This is a genomic window from Microbacterium xanthum, assembly GCF_034531355.1.
Lineage (GTDB): Bacteria > Actinomycetota > Actinomycetes > Actinomycetales > Microbacteriaceae > Microbacterium > Microbacterium xanthum.
Window position 1 is genome coordinate 582,518 of the sequence record NZ_JAWHUE010000001.1, and the last position, 16,843, is coordinate 599,360.

8 protein-coding genes are annotated in these 16,843 nt (G+C 68.3%); 5 read left to right on the top strand and 3 right to left on the bottom strand.

Going from position 1 to position 16,843, the window contains the following annotated elements; translation table 11 throughout:
• Positions 1–5 precede the first annotated feature (5 nt).
• A complete protein-coding gene (locus RZO50_RS02800) occupies positions 6–1,034 on the bottom strand; it encodes a linear amide C-N hydrolase (protein WP_322598177.1) in 1,029 nt (342 codons plus the stop codon).
• Positions 1,035–1,253: 219 nt separating this feature from the next.
• Here RZO50_RS02800 and RZO50_RS02805 point away from each other — a divergent pair, with 219 nt between their 5' ends.
• The 4 genes from RZO50_RS02805 (at position 1,254) to RZO50_RS02820 (ending at position 7,935) form a co-directional block, all read left to right on the top strand.
• Entirely contained in the window at positions 1,254–2,567 is a 1,314-nt protein-coding gene (locus tag RZO50_RS02805) for a threonine/serine exporter family protein (protein WP_322598178.1), read from the top strand.
• Between the two features lie 56 nt (positions 2,568–2,623).
• Complete coding sequence (locus RZO50_RS02810) at positions 2,624–3,385, top strand: tyrosine-protein phosphatase (protein WP_322598179.1); 762 nt, start codon at positions 2,624–2,626, stop codon at positions 3,383–3,385.
• A gap of 207 nt (positions 3,386–3,592) precedes the next feature.
• Positions 3,593–5,764 (top strand): YhgE/Pip domain-containing protein, encoded by a 2,172-nt coding sequence (locus tag RZO50_RS02815; RefSeq protein WP_322598180.1) that lies wholly within the window; start codon positions 3,593–3,595, stop codon positions 5,762–5,764.
• Complete coding sequence (locus tag RZO50_RS02820) at positions 5,761–7,935, top strand: YhgE/Pip domain-containing protein (protein WP_322598181.1); 2,175 nt, start codon at positions 5,761–5,763, stop codon at positions 7,933–7,935. Before RZO50_RS02815 ends, RZO50_RS02820 begins: the two co-directional genes overlap by 4 nt.
• Positions 7,936–7,996: 61 nt before the next feature.
• On the opposite strand, the gene RZO50_RS02825 is transcribed toward RZO50_RS02820, so the two are convergent.
• Positions 7,997–9,700: a long-chain-fatty-acid--CoA ligase gene (locus RZO50_RS02825; RefSeq protein WP_322598182.1), complete on the bottom strand. Its 1,704-nt coding sequence runs from the start codon at positions 9,698–9,700 to the stop codon at positions 7,997–7,999.
• A gap of 111 nt (positions 9,701–9,811) precedes the next feature.
• Between RZO50_RS02825 and RZO50_RS02830 the strand changes: the two genes are divergently transcribed.
• Positions 9,812–11,242 (top strand): HNH endonuclease, encoded by a 1,431-nt coding sequence (locus RZO50_RS02830; protein ID WP_322598183.1) that lies wholly within the window; start codon positions 9,812–9,814, stop codon positions 11,240–11,242.
• A gap of 40 nt (positions 11,243–11,282) precedes the next feature.
• Here the strand turns inward: RZO50_RS02830 and RZO50_RS02835 are convergent, their stop codons facing one another.
• The gene (locus RZO50_RS02835; protein ID WP_322598184.1) at positions 11,283–16,361 is read right to left on the bottom strand and encodes a metallophosphoesterase; all 5,079 of its coding nucleotides are present in this window, start codon (positions 16,359–16,361) and stop codon (positions 11,283–11,285) included.
• Positions 16,362–16,843 lie beyond the last annotated feature (482 nt).

Consider the following 16,843-nt stretch of genomic DNA (forward strand, 5'->3'; position numbering starts at 1 on the left):
TCACATCACGACACAGGCGCGGGGATGTCGGCCAGGGAGAGGAAGCGCAACGCCCCTCGGGATTCGAAGTCACCCGCGACGTTCCCGGCGAGCCCGCCTTCGAGCGCCAGCTTGCCGTTGAGGTCGAGCACCTGGTCGCCACTGCCCCGGGAGAAGTCCAGATCGGCGAGGTCGACCCAGACGACGTTGGGGCGGGTGGTCGACTCGAAGACGTACCGCAGCGACGTGAGGTCGACGACGGTCTGCCACAGGGTCTGCGAGGCGTCCGGCCTCCCGGGGTCGGGGATCCGGAAGGGCTGGGCGACATTGCGCATGACGCTGAACATCGACGCGATCGCATGCAGCCGGGTCGGCGGTTCGGGCAACCGGTCGACGTAGTACGACGCGCGGGCGAATCGGTCGGTCGCCAGGGTGCTCCCCCCCAAGGGCGACTCGCCCCCGAAGCCCGCGACCTGCGACAGCAGACGAAGCTGCTCGTCGTAGGCCGGCGAGTTCGTCATGACCCGGTACTGCGCGCCGTGGTGGATCCGCATCTCGCCGTCGATGTACTCGATGATGGCCGAGTCCCCGTGCGCATCGTTCAGTGCGAGATGCAAAGCCGGCGGCTCACCGGTCTGGGGGTCCGGCAGCGGGACGATGCGAGGTTGCTCCCGGCGCATCCATGCGACCGACTCGGCGACCGAGGCGAAGTTGTCCAGGAAGTACTGCATCCAGATGCTCTGGCTCAATCGCACCGCGCCCTGTTCGGCGCCGGCGGAGGCGTAGTCGGACTCCGCCAGCCACAGCACGTGCCCTGCCAGTCCCGCTTCATTGACCCCGTCGACCGAGACCATGTCGAAAGCCGTCGCCACGACCGACCCCCACGCGGATTCCCAGACCAGGCGACCGTCGACGCCGTCATCGCGCCGGGTGCCGCGCGGCAGCTTCCACAGGTTGGTGGCCAGATCGCGTCGGAAATCCATGTTGCGGCCGACGATGACGGCCCCACCGGCATCGGCCCACACCACCCGTGTGCACACGATTGGCCCTCCCATCGGCATCCGCTCCGCGCATTCGTGCGCCCGGCCCGGTACGCGGGGGCCAGGTGCTGGTGCGGTTCCCTCGGATGGTACGCATGGAGTCATGCATCTCGCGGGGGAACACCGACCACCGGGGCCTGTCTTGCGTGAAATGGCACCGACGGTGCGGAATCTGCCCCGATCAGGGATTAGTGAACCCAGGTCAGAAATTCGCTTCGGAAGGCGGAGGATCGCATGAACACGTCCTGGCGCAACGCGCTGCGCTCGCTGACCGGAGTCGGAGCCGACACCCCCGACGCCGCCGTGCCGGAGAGCGGTGTCGTGGCGATGCTGGGAGTCGTGGGGCCGGCGCTGCTGGCCTCATCCCGAGCGACCAACGACGTCGAGTCGACCCTCCGGAGGCTGGCGCACCGCTACGGTCGGAACGATCTGCGTGTCTTCGTCCTGCCGACCGTGATCCTCATCGAAGACGGCGGAGCCCGGTCACCCCGCACCGCCGTCTTCGCCGCGTCCGGCACCGCCCTGCGACTGGACCAGGCCGACGCGATCGAGCGATTGCTGCGGCGCGCGCTCGACAGCGCTCCGGCGCCGGCCGACGTCACCAGCGGAATCGAGCGGGTCGTGTCGGGGACACCGAGGTTCGGGTGGCCCCTGACACTGCTCGGGCACGTTCTTCTCACCGTGGGCTTCGGATTGGTTCTGAATCCGACCCTCACCGCTCTGCCGATCTATGTGCTGCTCGGGATCCTCGTGGGCGGGATCGTCATGGTCGGATCCCGGATCACCACCCTCTCGCTCCTGCTTCCGGTGGTGACGGCGTTCGTGGTCGCTCTGATGGTCTCCGTCTTCATCCGACCGCTCGTCCACGACGACGTGCTGCGGCTCGTCGCCCCCTCACTGGTGTCGTTCCTCCCGGGGCTCACCCTCACGATCGCGGCCGTCGAACTGACCTCCGGACAGATCATGGCGGGGGCCAGTCGACTCGTCTACGGCATCGCCCGACTCGGACTCCTGGCATTCGGCCTGTACGCGGGTCTGTCCGTCGCCGGCGCGCCTCACGCGAGTGCACCCGTCGACGACCGGCTCGGCTCGTGGGCCCCGTGGGTCGGCATCGCGCTGGTGAGCCTCGGCTACTACCTCTTCTCCTCCGCTCCGCGGGGCTCGCTGCTGTGGATCCTCTACGCCCTCGTCGCCGCGTACTCGGCGCAGCTGCTGGGAAACGTGCTCGTCGGGGCGCAGCTGTCCGGGTTCATCGGCGCCGCTGTCGCCGTGCCGTTGATCTACCTCGCCGGTCGCATCCGCTCGGGCGCACCGACCGCGATCATGCTCACCTGCAGCTACTGGCTGCTCGTCCCGGGCGCGATGGGCTTCATCGGCGTGAGCGAGGCCGCCTCCGGAGCTGCGGGAGCCACGGCCACCATCCTGCAGACCTTCGGGTCCTTGATCGCGATCGCCGTCGGCATGATGATCGGCGGCGCCGTGAGCCGAGACGTCGGTGCGTTCGCCACGAGCCTGCGTCGGAGCCGCAGCGAGGCCCCGACCGCCTGACCGTCCCTCTGATTCCTCATTCGGCATACGCCCTCACATCCACGGAGCTGAAGAACATGATCGAAATCCCCGGCCTGGTCAACGTCCGCGATGTCGGCGACTACCCCACCGTCGATGGATCGAGGACGAGGTCCTCCGTCCTCTTCCGGTCGGACGCCCTCTCCGGCCTGACCGCCGACGGCCTGACCGCGCTCTCCCGCAGCCCGATCCGCGAGATCGTCGACCTTCGCACCCCCGACGAGCGTGCTGCCGCACCCGATCGACTGCCGACGACGCCGAGCATCCGCTCCATCGACGCGCCGCTGCTGCAGGGCGCCGTATCCGACCTGCTCCGGGACGCCATGGACCCCGCCGCGCCCGCCACCACCCTGGATGAGATCCCGACGCTCGGCGAGCTGTACTGCGGGATGCTCGACGATGGGGCGACGGTGTTCGCCGATATCGCCCGCCGGCTCGCCGCGTCGACGGGTGCCGAGGCGCTCCTCATCCACTGCACCGCGGGTAAGGATCGCACCGGCGTGGCGACGGCGCTCCTGCTGGACGCCGTCGGTGTCGAGCGCGCCGCTGTGGTTGCGGACTATACGGCGTCCCAGGAGCGTCTGGCCGGCCCGTGGGCCGATCGCATGCTCGGCATGATCGCCGGCCTGGGCGTGCCCCTGACGCCGCGGCTGCGTGCACTCGTCTGCGAGACACCCGCCTCCGCCATCGAAGAGGCGCTGGAGAAGGTCGACGCGCTCGGAGGTTCCGCGTCGTACCTGCGAAACGGCGGGCTCACCACCCCCGAGCTCGCCCACCTCCGCTCCCGTCTGACCGGCTGACCCGGCGCTCCGACGCAGCCGGTCCCGCGCTCGCACGAGGCGAACGACGTTCCGGGTGATGGGCGGGTGATTTTGCGGGTGATGACGGCGGGACCCACGCCGGGCGGCGACCGAGGCGCCCGATACGGTGGTCGCGGCACAGGCCCGGGACCCCGACGCGTCGCGACCTCGGGCACGGCGAGTAGCGGAAGGACGCGTGGCCTCGGTATGCGGAACATCTGGCGGGTCTTCGTACGCGACCTGAAACGGCTCGTGAAGGTCCCGCTCGCGATGGTCATCGTCGGCGGCGCCCTCATCACCCCGTCGTTGTACGCCTGGTTCAACATCTCCGCCTTCTGGGACCCCTTCGACAACACGAAGAACCTCAGCATCGCCGTCGTCAACCTCGACAAGGGCGCATCGAGCGAGCTGACCGGCGACGTGAACGTCGGCGACCAGCTCGTGGCCCAGCTCGAGGACAACGACGACCTCGGATGGCAGTTCCTGTCCGAGTCCGAGGCGATGGACTCCATCAAGGGGGGCGAGAGCTACGCCGCGTTCGTCGTTCCCGAGACCTTCACGTCAGACCTGCTGAGCCTCACCACGGGCGACTTCACCCAGCCGAAGCTGCAGTACTACGTCAACGAGAAGCTCAACGGGATCGCACCGGAGATCACCGACACCGGCGCCACCACCGTCCAGACGCAGATGATCGACGCGTTCACGCAGCAGGTGGCCGACGCCGTGGCCACCGCCATCGAGACCAGCGGCTCGGAGATCGAAGCCGACCTCGTCGACACGGAGGCGCGCATCATCGCCGACCTCGAAGAGGTGTCCGCGGTCATCTCCCAGACGCGCGGGCACCTCGAAACGCTCGAGACCGACCTCGGCTCGGCCGCCGACGGCCTGCGCTCGGACGTCGGAAGCCTCGCGTCGATCGACGTCGCCCTCGGAAACGTGCAGGCGACCCTGACAGACGCTCGAGCCCTCGCCGACACGGCGCAGGCCGACCTGGTCCGCGTGGCGGGCGAAGCGACGACAGGCCACGTCATCGCCTCCGCAGACGTCGCCGAAGCGGCCGCCGCCGCACTCGCCGGGGTCGCCGAGGTCAGCGCCGCGACCGACTCCCTGGCCGCCGCGGTCGAGGCGCAGCGGATCATCCTCGACGAGGCCGAGGGCCTCGTGACCGCCCTCGCGGACCAGCTGGACCAGACCGTGGCCGCCCTGGCGAGCCTCGACGGCGACATGGCTTCCCTCGAGGACGACATGGGCGTCGCCATCGCCGACCTGCGCGCCCTGGGCGGTGCGGCGCTGTGGCAGCAGCTGGAGTCCCTCACGCAGCTGAACCCGGAACAGATCGCCGAGTTCATGGCCACGCCGGTCGTCGTCGACCAGGTCACCATCTTCCCCACGAATTCGTACGGCTCCCAGATGGCCTCGTTGTTCATCAACCTGTCGCTGTGGATCGGGGCCTTCGTCCTGGTCGTGATCCTCAAACTCGGCGTCGACGACGACGAGGTCCCCGGCCTCACCGAGCGCCAGGGGTACCTCGGCCGCTGGCTCCTGTTCGCGATGATCGCGGTCGCGCAGGCGATCACCCTCAGCATCGGGAACCTCGTCATCGGCGTCCAGCACGTGAACACGGCCGCCTTCATCCTCACGCCGATCGTGATCGGGCTCAGCTATCTCAGCATCATCTACGCCCTCTCGGTCACGTTCGGTTACCTCGGCAAGGGCCTCGTGGTCATCCTCGTGATCATGCAGATCCCGGGCGCGTCGGGCATCTATCCGATTCAGCTCATGCCCGAGTTCTTCCAGTCGCTGTACCCCTTCTTCCCCTTCACCTACGGGATCGACGCCATGCGCGAAGTCGTGAGCGGGTTCGCCGGGTACGCGTATTGGCGCTACCTCGGCACACTCCTGCTGTTCGTCGCGCTGGCGTTCTTCCTCGGCCTCGTCCTGCGCCGGCACGTGTCGAACCTCACGCGCCTGTTCACGCAGGAGGTCGCCGAGACGGAACTGTTCACGAACGAGAGCGAGGCCCCGGCCGGACGCGGATACCGGCTTCGCCATGTGCTGCTCGCCATGGCGGACCGGGCGGCGTACAACGATCGCCTCCAGCGGCGTCTGCTCCCCTTCGCGCGCTCCTACCGCAAGGTGCGCACCGCGATCATCGCCGTCGGGATCGTCGTGAGTCTGCTGATCGGCACGCTCGGAGTCGTGTTCGCCGAGGCGAAGCTGACCTTCGTCGGGCTCTGGGTGCTGTGGCTCCTCATCGTCTTCGTCGCGTTGATCGCCCTCGAGTACATCCGCTACAGCCTGAGACTCTCGACCGAGGTGGGGGAGATGACCGACGACCAGCTGCGTCGGCAACTGAACGAGCTGGAGGCCACGCGATGAGCGGCATCTGGGAACTGTTCCGAAGCGACCTCCGGCGCGCGACCAGTCGTGTCATGTCGGTCATCGTCCTGTGCGGACTCGTGGTGATCCCGTCCGCCTTCACCTGGTTCAACGTCGTCGGCAGTTGGGAGCCGTTCGACAACACGAAGAACCTCAAGGTCGCCGTCGCGAGCGTCGACAAGGGGTACACCGGCGCGTTGATCCCCCTCCACGTCAACGTCGGCAGCATGGTCGAATCCGCGCTGCGCGCGAACGACCAGCTCGACTGGATCATCACCTCCAAGGAAGACGCCGTCGCCGGCACGGAGTCGGGCGAGTACTACGCCGCCATGGTGCTGCCCGAAGACTTCAGCGAGAAGATGCTGACGTTCTACACGGACGGTTCCGAGCGCACCCACGTCGACTACTACACCAACGACAAGTCGAACCCCCTTGCGCCCGTCATCACCAGCGAGGGCGCGGACGACCTGACCGCGCAGATCAATGCAGAGTTCACCGAAGAGCTCAGCGACATCGCCCTCAGCCTCGTCTCCGGGCTCGCGACGTCCCTCGGCGACGCGGACTCCGAGGCGGCGCTCACCCGCGTCGAAGCCCACATCAGCGATCTCGGTGTCCAGCTGCGCGCGGCTTCCGGCACCGCCGAGATGTTCACCGCCCTGCTCGAAGGCAGCGTGCCGCTCGCCCAAGGTGCGGGGAACCTCCTGGACGCGGTGGACTCGCAGTTCTCGGCAGCGACCGGCACCGTGCAGGAGGGGGCGACGGCCGCGCAGCAGGCCGAAGCCGCCGTCGGGCGGGCATCGCAGGCGCTCACCGCGGCGTTCGAGGCGAGCAAGGCGCAGTTGGATCGCTTCGAAGCCGATGTCGACCGCATCTTCTCCGGCATCGACACCGACGCCGCGGCGAGCGTGGAGCTGATCGACTCGATGGTCGCCGACCTCGATGCCCTCATCGGGGACCAGGAGGCCCTGCGCCAGCGGCTCGTCGACGAGGTCCGTCCGAGCATCCCCGAGGACGAGCTGCCGGCTTTCGATGAGATGGTGACGATCCTCGACGGCGCGATCGAGCAGGAACGAGCTCTCGACGGCCGCCTGCAGGAGACCTCCGCCGGGATCACCTCGGGCAACGCCGACGTCCAGCGGTACCGCGAGGACATCGAATCCCGAATCTCCGAGGCGCTCGACTCCTTCGCGAATGCGAACGCCGTCTACGCGAACGACCTCCGCCCCACCCTCGACCAGCTCGCCGCGACGTTGGGCTCGGTCGCGGTCGCCATGGGCGAGGTCGGCGGCGATGTCGCGGGCGCCGGCGCGTCCGTCGACGACGTCGTCACGGTGTTGCAGAACGCCGCGGCAGACAACCGCAATCTGGCGGAACTGCTGGCATCCGCCGCCGATGACGTCGACCTGGTCGTCGACACCCTGTCCACGGCGATCGACACGGGTGACTTCAGTCAGATCGGCGAGATCATCGGCGCGAATCCCTCGGTCCTCGCGGCCGCGATCGCTCAGCCGATCGGGCTGGAGCGGATCGAGGTGTACCCCGTCGTCAGCTTCGGCGCCGGCATGGCGCCGCTCTACACGATCCTGTCGCTCTGGGTCGGTTCCCTGCTGCTGGCCGTGACGCTCCGGGTCGACCCGCCCTCACGTCCGTTCGACGGCGGCCCCGAGCTCTCCCTCAACCAGCGCTTCCTCGGACGATACGCCCTGTTCGCGCTGATGGGATTCGCGCAGAGCACGCTCGTGTTCCTCGGAAACATCCTGCTCGTCGGCCTGGATCCGGTACATCCGTTCCTGTTCCTCCTGACCGGCTGGATGACATCGTTGGTGTTCACCTTCATCGTCTACACGTTGGTCGTCTCGTTCAGCGATGCCGGAAAAGCCTTGGCGGTGTTCATCCTGGTCATCCAGGTCGCAGGCGCGGGCGGCGCGTATCCGCTCGCCCTGCTGCCGGAGTGGTTCCAGAACGTCAGCCCCTTCCTGCCGGCGACCCATGCGATCGATGCCTTCCGAGCCGCGCTGGCGGGGATCTACCACGCCGATTACTGGGTGTCCCTCGGCTGGCTGCTGGCGTTCCTCCTCCCGATGCTGCTGCTCGGTCTCGTCCTGCGGAAGCCACTCGTGGGCGTCAACGAGAGCATGGACCGCGCGCTGAAGTCCACCCGGCTGATGTGACCGCCACCGCCCGCGCCGAGCCTCGCGTCGAGAACGGCGCGGGCGGGTCGTGAAGGGAGGGTCAGGCGTCGTCGCGCAGCAACTGCGCGCGAACCTCGCGCCGGAGGACCTTGCCGATCAGGGAGCGCGGCAGGTCGTCGATCCGCACGACCCGCCGCGGCACCTTGTAGGCAGCAAGCCGTGTCCGGCAGAAGTCGCGGATCCCCTCCGCGTCGAGCTCCACGCCGTCCCGCAGCACGACGGCCGCGGTGACCTGTTCCGCCCCGTTCCCGCCGGGCATGGCGATGACCGCCGCGTCCTCGACATCCGGATGCTGCTGAAGCATGTTCTCGACCTCACTCGGGGCCACGTTGAACCCGCCGGTGATGATCAGTTCCTTCCGCCGATCGACGATCGTCACGAAGCCGTCGGGTGCCACCGAGACGATGTCGCCCGTCCGCACCCACCCTCCATCCAGGAGGGTCTCGGCCGTCTCGTCCGGTCGGCGCCAATACCCCTGGAACACCTGCGGCCCTCGGATGAGCAGCTCGCCCTCCTCCCCCGTGGGCACGTCCGCGCTCGGGTTCTCGGGGTCGACCACGCGGATGTCGGTGCTCGGGAACGGCACGCCGACGGTGCCGGGTCGACGGGTCGGGCCGATGGGGTTGCCGAGCGCGACGGGGGAGGTTTCGGTCATCCCGTAGCCCTCGACGAGCAGACCGCCGGTCACCTGCTCCCATCGTCGAACGGTCTGCACCGGAAGCCCCATCGCACCGGAGATCGCGAACCGCACCGACCGCAGGTCCACCTCGCCCTGTTCGGCGGCGCGGGCGAGCTTGTCGTAGATCGGGGGAACCGCCGGCAGGAACGTCGGCGGGCTCGACCGCGCGGCCTCCGTGATCAGCGACACGTCGAACGCCGGGAACAGGACCAGCCGGGCGCCGATGCTCATCGCGAACGTGAGGCACAGCGTCATCCCGTACGCGTGGAAGAGCGGCAGGACGCCGTAGAAGACCTCCTCGCCGTCGCGCAGCCCGGGCACCCACGCGCGGCCCTGCATCGCGTTGGCGCGAAGGTTGGCGTGCGTGAGAACGGCCCCCTTGGGGACCCCCGTCGTTCCGCTCGTGTACTGGAGCACGGCGATGTCGTCGAGCCCCGGGCCGGGCACGGCAGGCGACACGCGGCCGTGGGCGAGGAGATCCTCCCACCGGTGCACGCGCTTGGCGCGGGGAGAGCGGGTGAGCTTCTCCCGCGCGCTGCGTGCTTTGGGGAGGGGCAGACGAAGGGCCAGCCGCTTCGACAACGGCAGCGCGCGAGACATGTCGACGCTCACCGTGCGCGCCGGACGGACGTCGGCAGGAAAGTCGGCCACGGTGTCGTAGAGCTTGTCCCACACGACGGCGAAGCGCGCCTCGTGGTCTTCGAACTGATGACGCAGCTCGCGGGGCGTGTAGAGCGGGTTGTGCTCGACCACGACGGCGCCCAGGCGAAGGACGGCGTAGAAGGCCACGACGTGCTGGGGGCAGTTCGGAAGAATGAGGGCGACGCGATCACCCGCCGCGACCCCGAGTCGGCGCAGCCCTTCGGCAGCCCGGTCGATCGCGTCGCCGAGAGCGCGATAGCTCGTGGCCCGACCGAAGAACTCCAGGGCGGGCTTGCGCCCGTGCGCACGCACGCTCTCGGCGAGCATCTCCGGAAGGGTCTGGGTGACGTCTCCGATCTGGTGCGGGACTCCGGGCGCGTAGGAGTCGAGCCAGGGCATCGACTCGGGGGAACTCGTGGGCACAGACCGTCCTCTCGGCGACCGACAGCGGCACCAGCCTACGGCCGGCGCGTCGAGGTCGGGTCGGGTCCGGCTGCCGGGGGTGATGTCGGGGGTGGGTGGGACGATGTAGTCATGTCCGGAGGAGCTGTTGTTCACGCTGATGTCGCCGCGGCGCGACTGTCGGTGGTGACGGCGGATCTGGTGGAGATCCGGCGGGCGAAAGCGGAGTTGGATGCGCGGGAAGCGCACGCTCTCGCGGAAGCGGCGCGGGTCGCGGATGAGTGGGCCATCGCGGAGGGCACCCGGTCCGAGGCCGACCTGGCTCGGCGGGCGGTCGCGGCGGAACTGGCCGCGGCGCTGCGGGTGTCGGACCGGACGGTGCAACGACAGATGGCCGACGCGGAACGGATGATCGAGGCCTTCCCCGACACGGTCGCGTCCCTGACCGCGGGGAAGATCTCGATCGCGCATGCCCGGGTCATCGTCGATGCCGGTGCCCGGATCACCCGCCCCGAACTGCGGGCGGAGTACGAGGACAGCGTGCTGCCCTACGCCGAAGCGGAATCCGCGTCACGGCTGCGGCCGGTCGCGAAACGTCGCGCGGAATGGTTCCTCGACGAAACCATCCAGGAACGCCACACCGCCGCGAACACCCTCCGACACGTGCGGGTCACCGACCTCGACGACGGCATGGCCGAACTGGCCGTCACCGGATCCGCCGTCCTCATCCACGGCATCCACAACCGCCTCACCCAGATGGCACACGAGGTCACCGACGCCGACGCCGCCACCATCCAACACGCCCGCGACACCCTCACCGCCACCCGCAAGGCCACGACCCGCGACACCGGACCGGGCGAGCCAACCAGCGGGTGCGGCACGGCGGTGGAACAGGCCGAAGCGCACCTGGAAGAACTCCTCCGCAACCGGCGCACGATCGACGCGATCCGCGCCGACCTGCTCGCCGACATGCTCCTCACCGCAGACCCCACCGCCCACACCGGCACCACCGGCACCGGACTGGCCGCGATCCACGCCACCGTCCAGGTCACCGTTCCCGTCCTCAGCCTCCTCGGCACCCCCGTCGAAGACCCCTTCGACGCCACCACCCTCACCGGACACGGCCCCATCCACCCCGACACCGCCCGCACCCTCGCCGGCCACGCCCCCGGATGGGACCGCATCCTCACCCACCCGATCACCGGCGACGTCCTCACCGTCGACCGCTACCAACCCTCAAACGAGATGCGCCGCACCCTCCGAATCCGCGACCAACACTGCCGATTCCCCGCATGCCGACAACCCGCCACCCGCACCGACCTCGACCACACCATCGACTGGCAACACGGCGGCACCACCACCACCACAAACCTCGCGCACCTCTGCCGACGCCACCACACCCTCAAACACCACACCCCCTGGACAGTGACCCAGAAACCCGGCGGCACCCTGAAATGGACCAGCCCCACCGGACGCCACTACACCGACCACCCCACCTCACGCATCCACTTCACCACCGACCCCGAAACCGACACCCCCACCCACACCCCCGCACCCTTCTGACAACCCGGGAAGGAGTGAGGTGGGGCGTGCGGCCCCCGTTTCAGCCGAGACGACGTCGACGTCGCGCTGCGACCAGGAGGGCCGCCGCGCCCGCGGTGATCAGCGCGCCGGCAGCAGCGAGCCACGGCAGCGTCCCGGCGCCGTCGGCGCCGGTCGCCGGAAGCGACCCCCCGGCCGACGCAGGCGAGCCGCCCCCGCCGACGTCACTGCCGGAATCAGCCTCCGGGGAGCCACCATCGCCCGGAGTGCCCTGCCCTGGCTCGGGCTCCGGCTCGGGCTCCGGCTCCGGCTCGGGCTCCGGCTCGACGGCGGGCAGCACCTGGAACAAGGTCACCGGCGACAGGTCGATGCCGCCGTAGGAGTCGGAGGTACGCACGTACCATCCGCGCTCACCGATGTCGGCGAGCGACCACGTGGCCGAGAGGATGCTCCCGCTGGGCACATCTTCGAAGTTCGCGATCTCGGTCGCATCGAGGATCTCGGCCGAGAAGGCGTCCGTGGACAGGGTACGAACCCCCGGATCGATGCCGAGCTGCTCGTAGGTGATCTCGAACTCCTGCGGGGCATCAGCAAGCGACGCATCGTCGGAGTTGTAGTCGTCGAGCGACGGCGAATAGGTGCGAACGAGCATCCGCTCACCCTCGTTGTCGAAGTGCAGCAGACGAAGATAGCCGAGTCCGCCCTCAGGAAGTCCCTGGTAGTCGAACAGCATCGAGTACACCGTGCGGTCGTCGACGCCGTCACCATCGTCGTCGAACGAATCCGTGCGCGTGAACGCGTCGTGGTAGTGACCGGAGAACACCATGCGCACGTTCGGGTTGGGCGCCACGACCTCGTCGAGCACACGCTGCGGGATCGCCCCGAGCCCGCCGGTCGTGAGGATGAACTCGTGCTGCGCGAGGACGGCCACGCGGTCGGGGTACTGCGCGAGCACGTCGTTCATCCACGCGATCGACGCGTCATCGGGCAGCCATCCGGTGTAGAGCATGACGAAGTCGATGCCTCCGGCGGAGATCAGATCGTAGTGCCCGCGGTTGTTCTCGTAGTCCCCACCGAACCAGGGATTCGCCGCGAACCGGTCGGCACCGAAATACGCCCCGTAGTTGGTGTAGTCCTGCAGCTCGTTGCCGACGTCGTGATTGCCGGCCAGCACACCGTAGGGCAACCCGGCGTCATCCAGCTTCTGATACTCGGGATCGGCGTTCTGCCACTGGTACAGCTGATCCCAGTCATCGACGATGTCGCCGGTGTGGAACAGATACTGAAGGTTGAGCTCGTCGCGCCGATCGAGAAGGTAGTCGTGGATGGCGCTCTGGTGGCGCAACGCGTTCTCCGAGACGGTGTTCTCGTTGTAGTACTGCGTGTCGCTCTCCCACGCGAGTGTGAAGTCGTACTCCGAACGGGGCACGTCATCGGCATGGTGCGGGGTGACCTCATCGGTGCGGTCGCTGAGATCTTCGCCCGCGAATCCCTCCGAGTGCTGAACCAGCATCCGCACCACGCCGTCCACCGCATAGGCGTCGACATCGACGACCGCGTTCAGCGTGAACGATTCGTCATCGGCGGTTGCCGTGTGACGGTCGACCTCGTCCCATCCCGACGCGTCGGCGCGCTGCACGTAGAAGATGACGCTCGCACCGGTATCGGCACGACCCGACCAGGTCGAGCGCACCTGTGCTCCGGCCGCGGTCTCTCCCGCGGCGACATCGAAGAGCTGGAAGGGGAACTCGGCGGTACTGGAGACATCCTCCGAGACGCCGTCCACGTCAGCGAACGCGCGCACCTGCGCATCCGTCAGCACCGCGACCTCGTCGCGCTCGAGGGAGCGCGCGTCATTCACCGTGCCGGACTGCACCTCGATGTCGCCGTCCGCGAGGTCGATGCGGCGCCCCTCGCGGAAGGACACGTCGAGAAGGTCACCGCTCGGATCTTCGACCCTGGCCTGCAGGGTCACCTCTCCGGCGTGGACCTCGTCGCCCTCGAGGGGCGCGAGCGCACCCGCAGAGGGCTGTTCGAGGTAGGTCTCGAACGAGGCAGTGGTCGTCGACGTGTTGCCGAGGGCATCGACTGCGGTGACGACGATCTCGTGCACACCCGCCTCGAGGTCGACCGACGACGTGGCGAAGGAGTATGCCCCGGGAGCGTCCTCGGTCACAGACACCTCCGCCTCATCGAGGGTCGCGGTCACGGATTCGGCCCCCGACCCGGCATCCGTGACTCGCGCGGTGACGTCGATCTTCCCCTGCAGAGCCGAATCCTCGCCGCGCTGCGCCTGGTCGACGATCGTGATGTCGGCCACCGGTGCCGTGTTGTCGACCATCACCGAGCGCGTGGCGGTGTCGGTGCCGTCGGTGGCGGTGATCGTCACCTCGCCATCGGAGTGCATGGTGGTGTCCCAGGCGTAGGCCTGAGCACCGAACGCGTCGTCCGGCAGGAGGAAACGAGCATCGTAGAAGTCGTACAGGGTGTTCGCGTCGGGGTTTGCGTCGTTGTCGCCCATGCCGATCACCCGTGTGGGGTCGTCGTAGCCGGCCGGGGTGATGGTGCGCCCGTCGGGGAGGACGAGACGCAGACCTCGGATGTCGAAGTTGTCGTTGTTCTCGAGGTGGTCGATCTCGGGCGCCTTCTTGGACCCCGCCCACACGCTGAGCACGAGCTCCTCGTTCTCAGCGATGTACTCCAGCGGGACCGTCGTGACGATCGTCTCCCAGCCGCTCGTCCCGGTGTCGAAGATGCTCAGGATGTCGCCGTCGGGCGTTCCGCCGACGCGAACGCCGTTCTTGAAGTAGTAGTTGACGTTCGTCGCTTCGAACACGAAGAGCGGCTGCGACTCGAGGCTCGCGATCGTCTCGACGCTCTGGGCGTCGATCGCAAGGTCGATCGGAGTCGTGGCGCGATCGCGCGCGGCGACGATGTCGACGGTGCCGCCGACGAACTGACCGTCGACGAGGTTGAGTCGCACCGGGGAGGTGTCGATGCCGGCGAGCGCGACGCGGCGCGTGTCCGTCGCCGCAGCGTTCGTCCCGTCGGTGACCGACAGCGAGTACTCGTACCACCGCTTGCCCATGAGATCGGCGGCGCTGACGATGTGCCGGAAGACGCCGTCGCCGGCGTCCGTGAGATTGAACGTTCGCGTCTGCTCATCGGCGCTGTTGGCGAGGGTCAACGTCGCCGTACGCGGCTGCACGTCGTCGAGAATCCGGAACGAGATGGCGAAGTCGCCCTCGGCGGCGATCTCGTCTGCGGTCAGATCGGTGATGACCGGGGCGGACTCATCCGGAGCCGTGATCATGAGTCCCGCGGGCACCTGGTCCCGCTGCACGGCACCGGGAGTGGCCGGCTGCCAGTCGATCAGGCGCTGAGCGGTCAGGTCGTCATCGCTCGGGGTGTACCGGATGCCCTGGTCGGCGTGCACGTCGTCGCGGATGCTGCCGGTGCTGTCGGCGGTCACGTTGTAGAAGGCACGACTGACCGTGTAGCCGGTGTTCGTCACGACCTCGACGCCACGCGCCGAGCCGTTCGCCATCCCGGCAGCGTCGATCTCCACGAGCGACTCGCCCAGAACGAGGTCTGTCCCGAATTTCGCGTTGAAGTCCGCCGCGGTCAGCGCATCGTTGGGACCGTTCTTGATCCAGAACGTGAGCGTCTCGCCCCCGTCGATCACGACGTCGGCGGGCACCGCGGGCCAGAGCAGCGACGATCCGGTGTCGGGGTAGAGATAGTTGATCGAGTAGTCGGAGAAGTCGATCGGGGCGCTCGTGGCGTTGTAGACCTCGATGAACTCGTACCCGTCGGATCCGCCCACGTTCGAGGAGTCCGGGAGCAGTTCGGTGATCTGCAGCGGCGCCGTCACCACCGAGTCGTCGGGCTGGGGGTCGAAGGCGGGGAAGGTCAAGGCCTCCGGGGCCACGGTTCCCGGGCTCGGCGCCGCAGGGTCGGCCAGCAGATCCATTCCCCGCTCGGAGGTGTCGGCCGGGATGCGGAAGTGGGCGGTCTGGTGGGGTGCCGTCGCGGTGCGACCGTAGGTCGACCAGCCAACGATCTCATCTCCCTTCAGCACCCGGATCCCGCGCGGGGCGGAGTTCGCCATCCCCGACTGGCCGGTCACGCGCACGACGCGGGCCTCGGTCGGTGCCGACCAGGCGGCGCGGAACTCGTCGATCGTGTGGGCGTACGAATCGATCCCGGTCGCGGTGTAGCTGAGCCAGAAGACCACCGTCTCACCGGCCGCGATCGTCGTCGACTCCTCGACCGTGAGCGCCACGTCTCGGGTGCGATCCGCCGAGTCGACGTAGATGTAGGAGAAAGTGATGCCCTCCGCGGTGAGATCGATCGCGTCATCCGTGGGGTTGTGAACTTCGAAGTACTCGAAGTTGTCGACACCCGTGTTGTCGGGTGCGATCTCGGTGACGATGAGGGGCCACGCGGCCGCGTCCGTCCCGCCGGGCGCCGGCATGGGAGTGGGCTCGGACCCCGCGCCCTCGAGCGCTTCCTGTGCCACGAAGCCCGGGGACCGCTGCGCGTTCTGTGACAGGACGTCCAGCCCGAGGTCCGCCTCGTCGGCCGGCAGCCGGAAGTGGACCGCGTCATCGGCGCCGAATGAGCCTGCCGGAGCATGCGACCAGGAGGTGACGACGCCCTGCTGCCGCACCTGGATGCCTCGGTCGCCACCATTGGCCATGCCCGCCTGACCGGTCGCGCGCACGACCTGCGTCTCCGGCGCCACGGAGTGGTAGGTCCTGAAGTCATCGACCGTACGGGCGAAGGAGTCGACCGTGCTCGTCTGATAGCTCACCCACAGGATCGCCGTCTCGTCGACGTCGAGCACGAGCGGCTCGACCTCCAGCGGCACCGTGCGTGCATCGACGGCGTCGCCGTAGGAGTACGCGAAGGTGAATCCGGAGGCGGCGAGATCGAGGACGCCCCCGGTGGTGTTGTGGATCTCGACGTATTCGTAGTGGTCGTATCCGACGTTGTCGGCGACGAGTTCGGTGACGATCACAGAACTCGGTGTCGTCTGCGCGGTGGCCGAGGTGGCGATCACGAGCGGGGAGACGACGACGGCGGTCGCGGTGACCCACGCAGCGACGATGGACAGGGAACGGCGCGATTCGTGCACGGCGGGACACCTCAAGGTCGGGGAACAGCGTGACGCTATGGCGCAATCGGCTCGTTCGCCTGAACGACAGGTTCCGCGGCCGTGGCCAAATGATGAAGCGGCAGGTCACCTCGAGGTGCTAGACCCCACGCGCAGCAGGGACTGCTAGGCTTGAGGGGCCCGTTCGGGCCTCTCTTCTTGTTCTCGCGACACGCACGACGCACCAGCGCAGGTTGACGTCATCTCCTCGGACCTTCGAGTCCGGATTGTCGCACTCTTCGAAAGTTCCCTTGTCTTCTTCATCAGCCGCGTCTGCGGCCTCTGTCCCCACGTCCATCCAACCGCCCCTTCGATGGGCGCAGGCAGACCACGACGTCCACGTCGCCACCGTGGGCGGTGAGTACGCCGGGTTCGTCGCCGAGACGAACGGCGTGTTCGAAGCGCACAGCGCGCGGGGCGAGAACCTCGGCACCTACGCGACATCCGCCCGGGCCCGCGCCGCC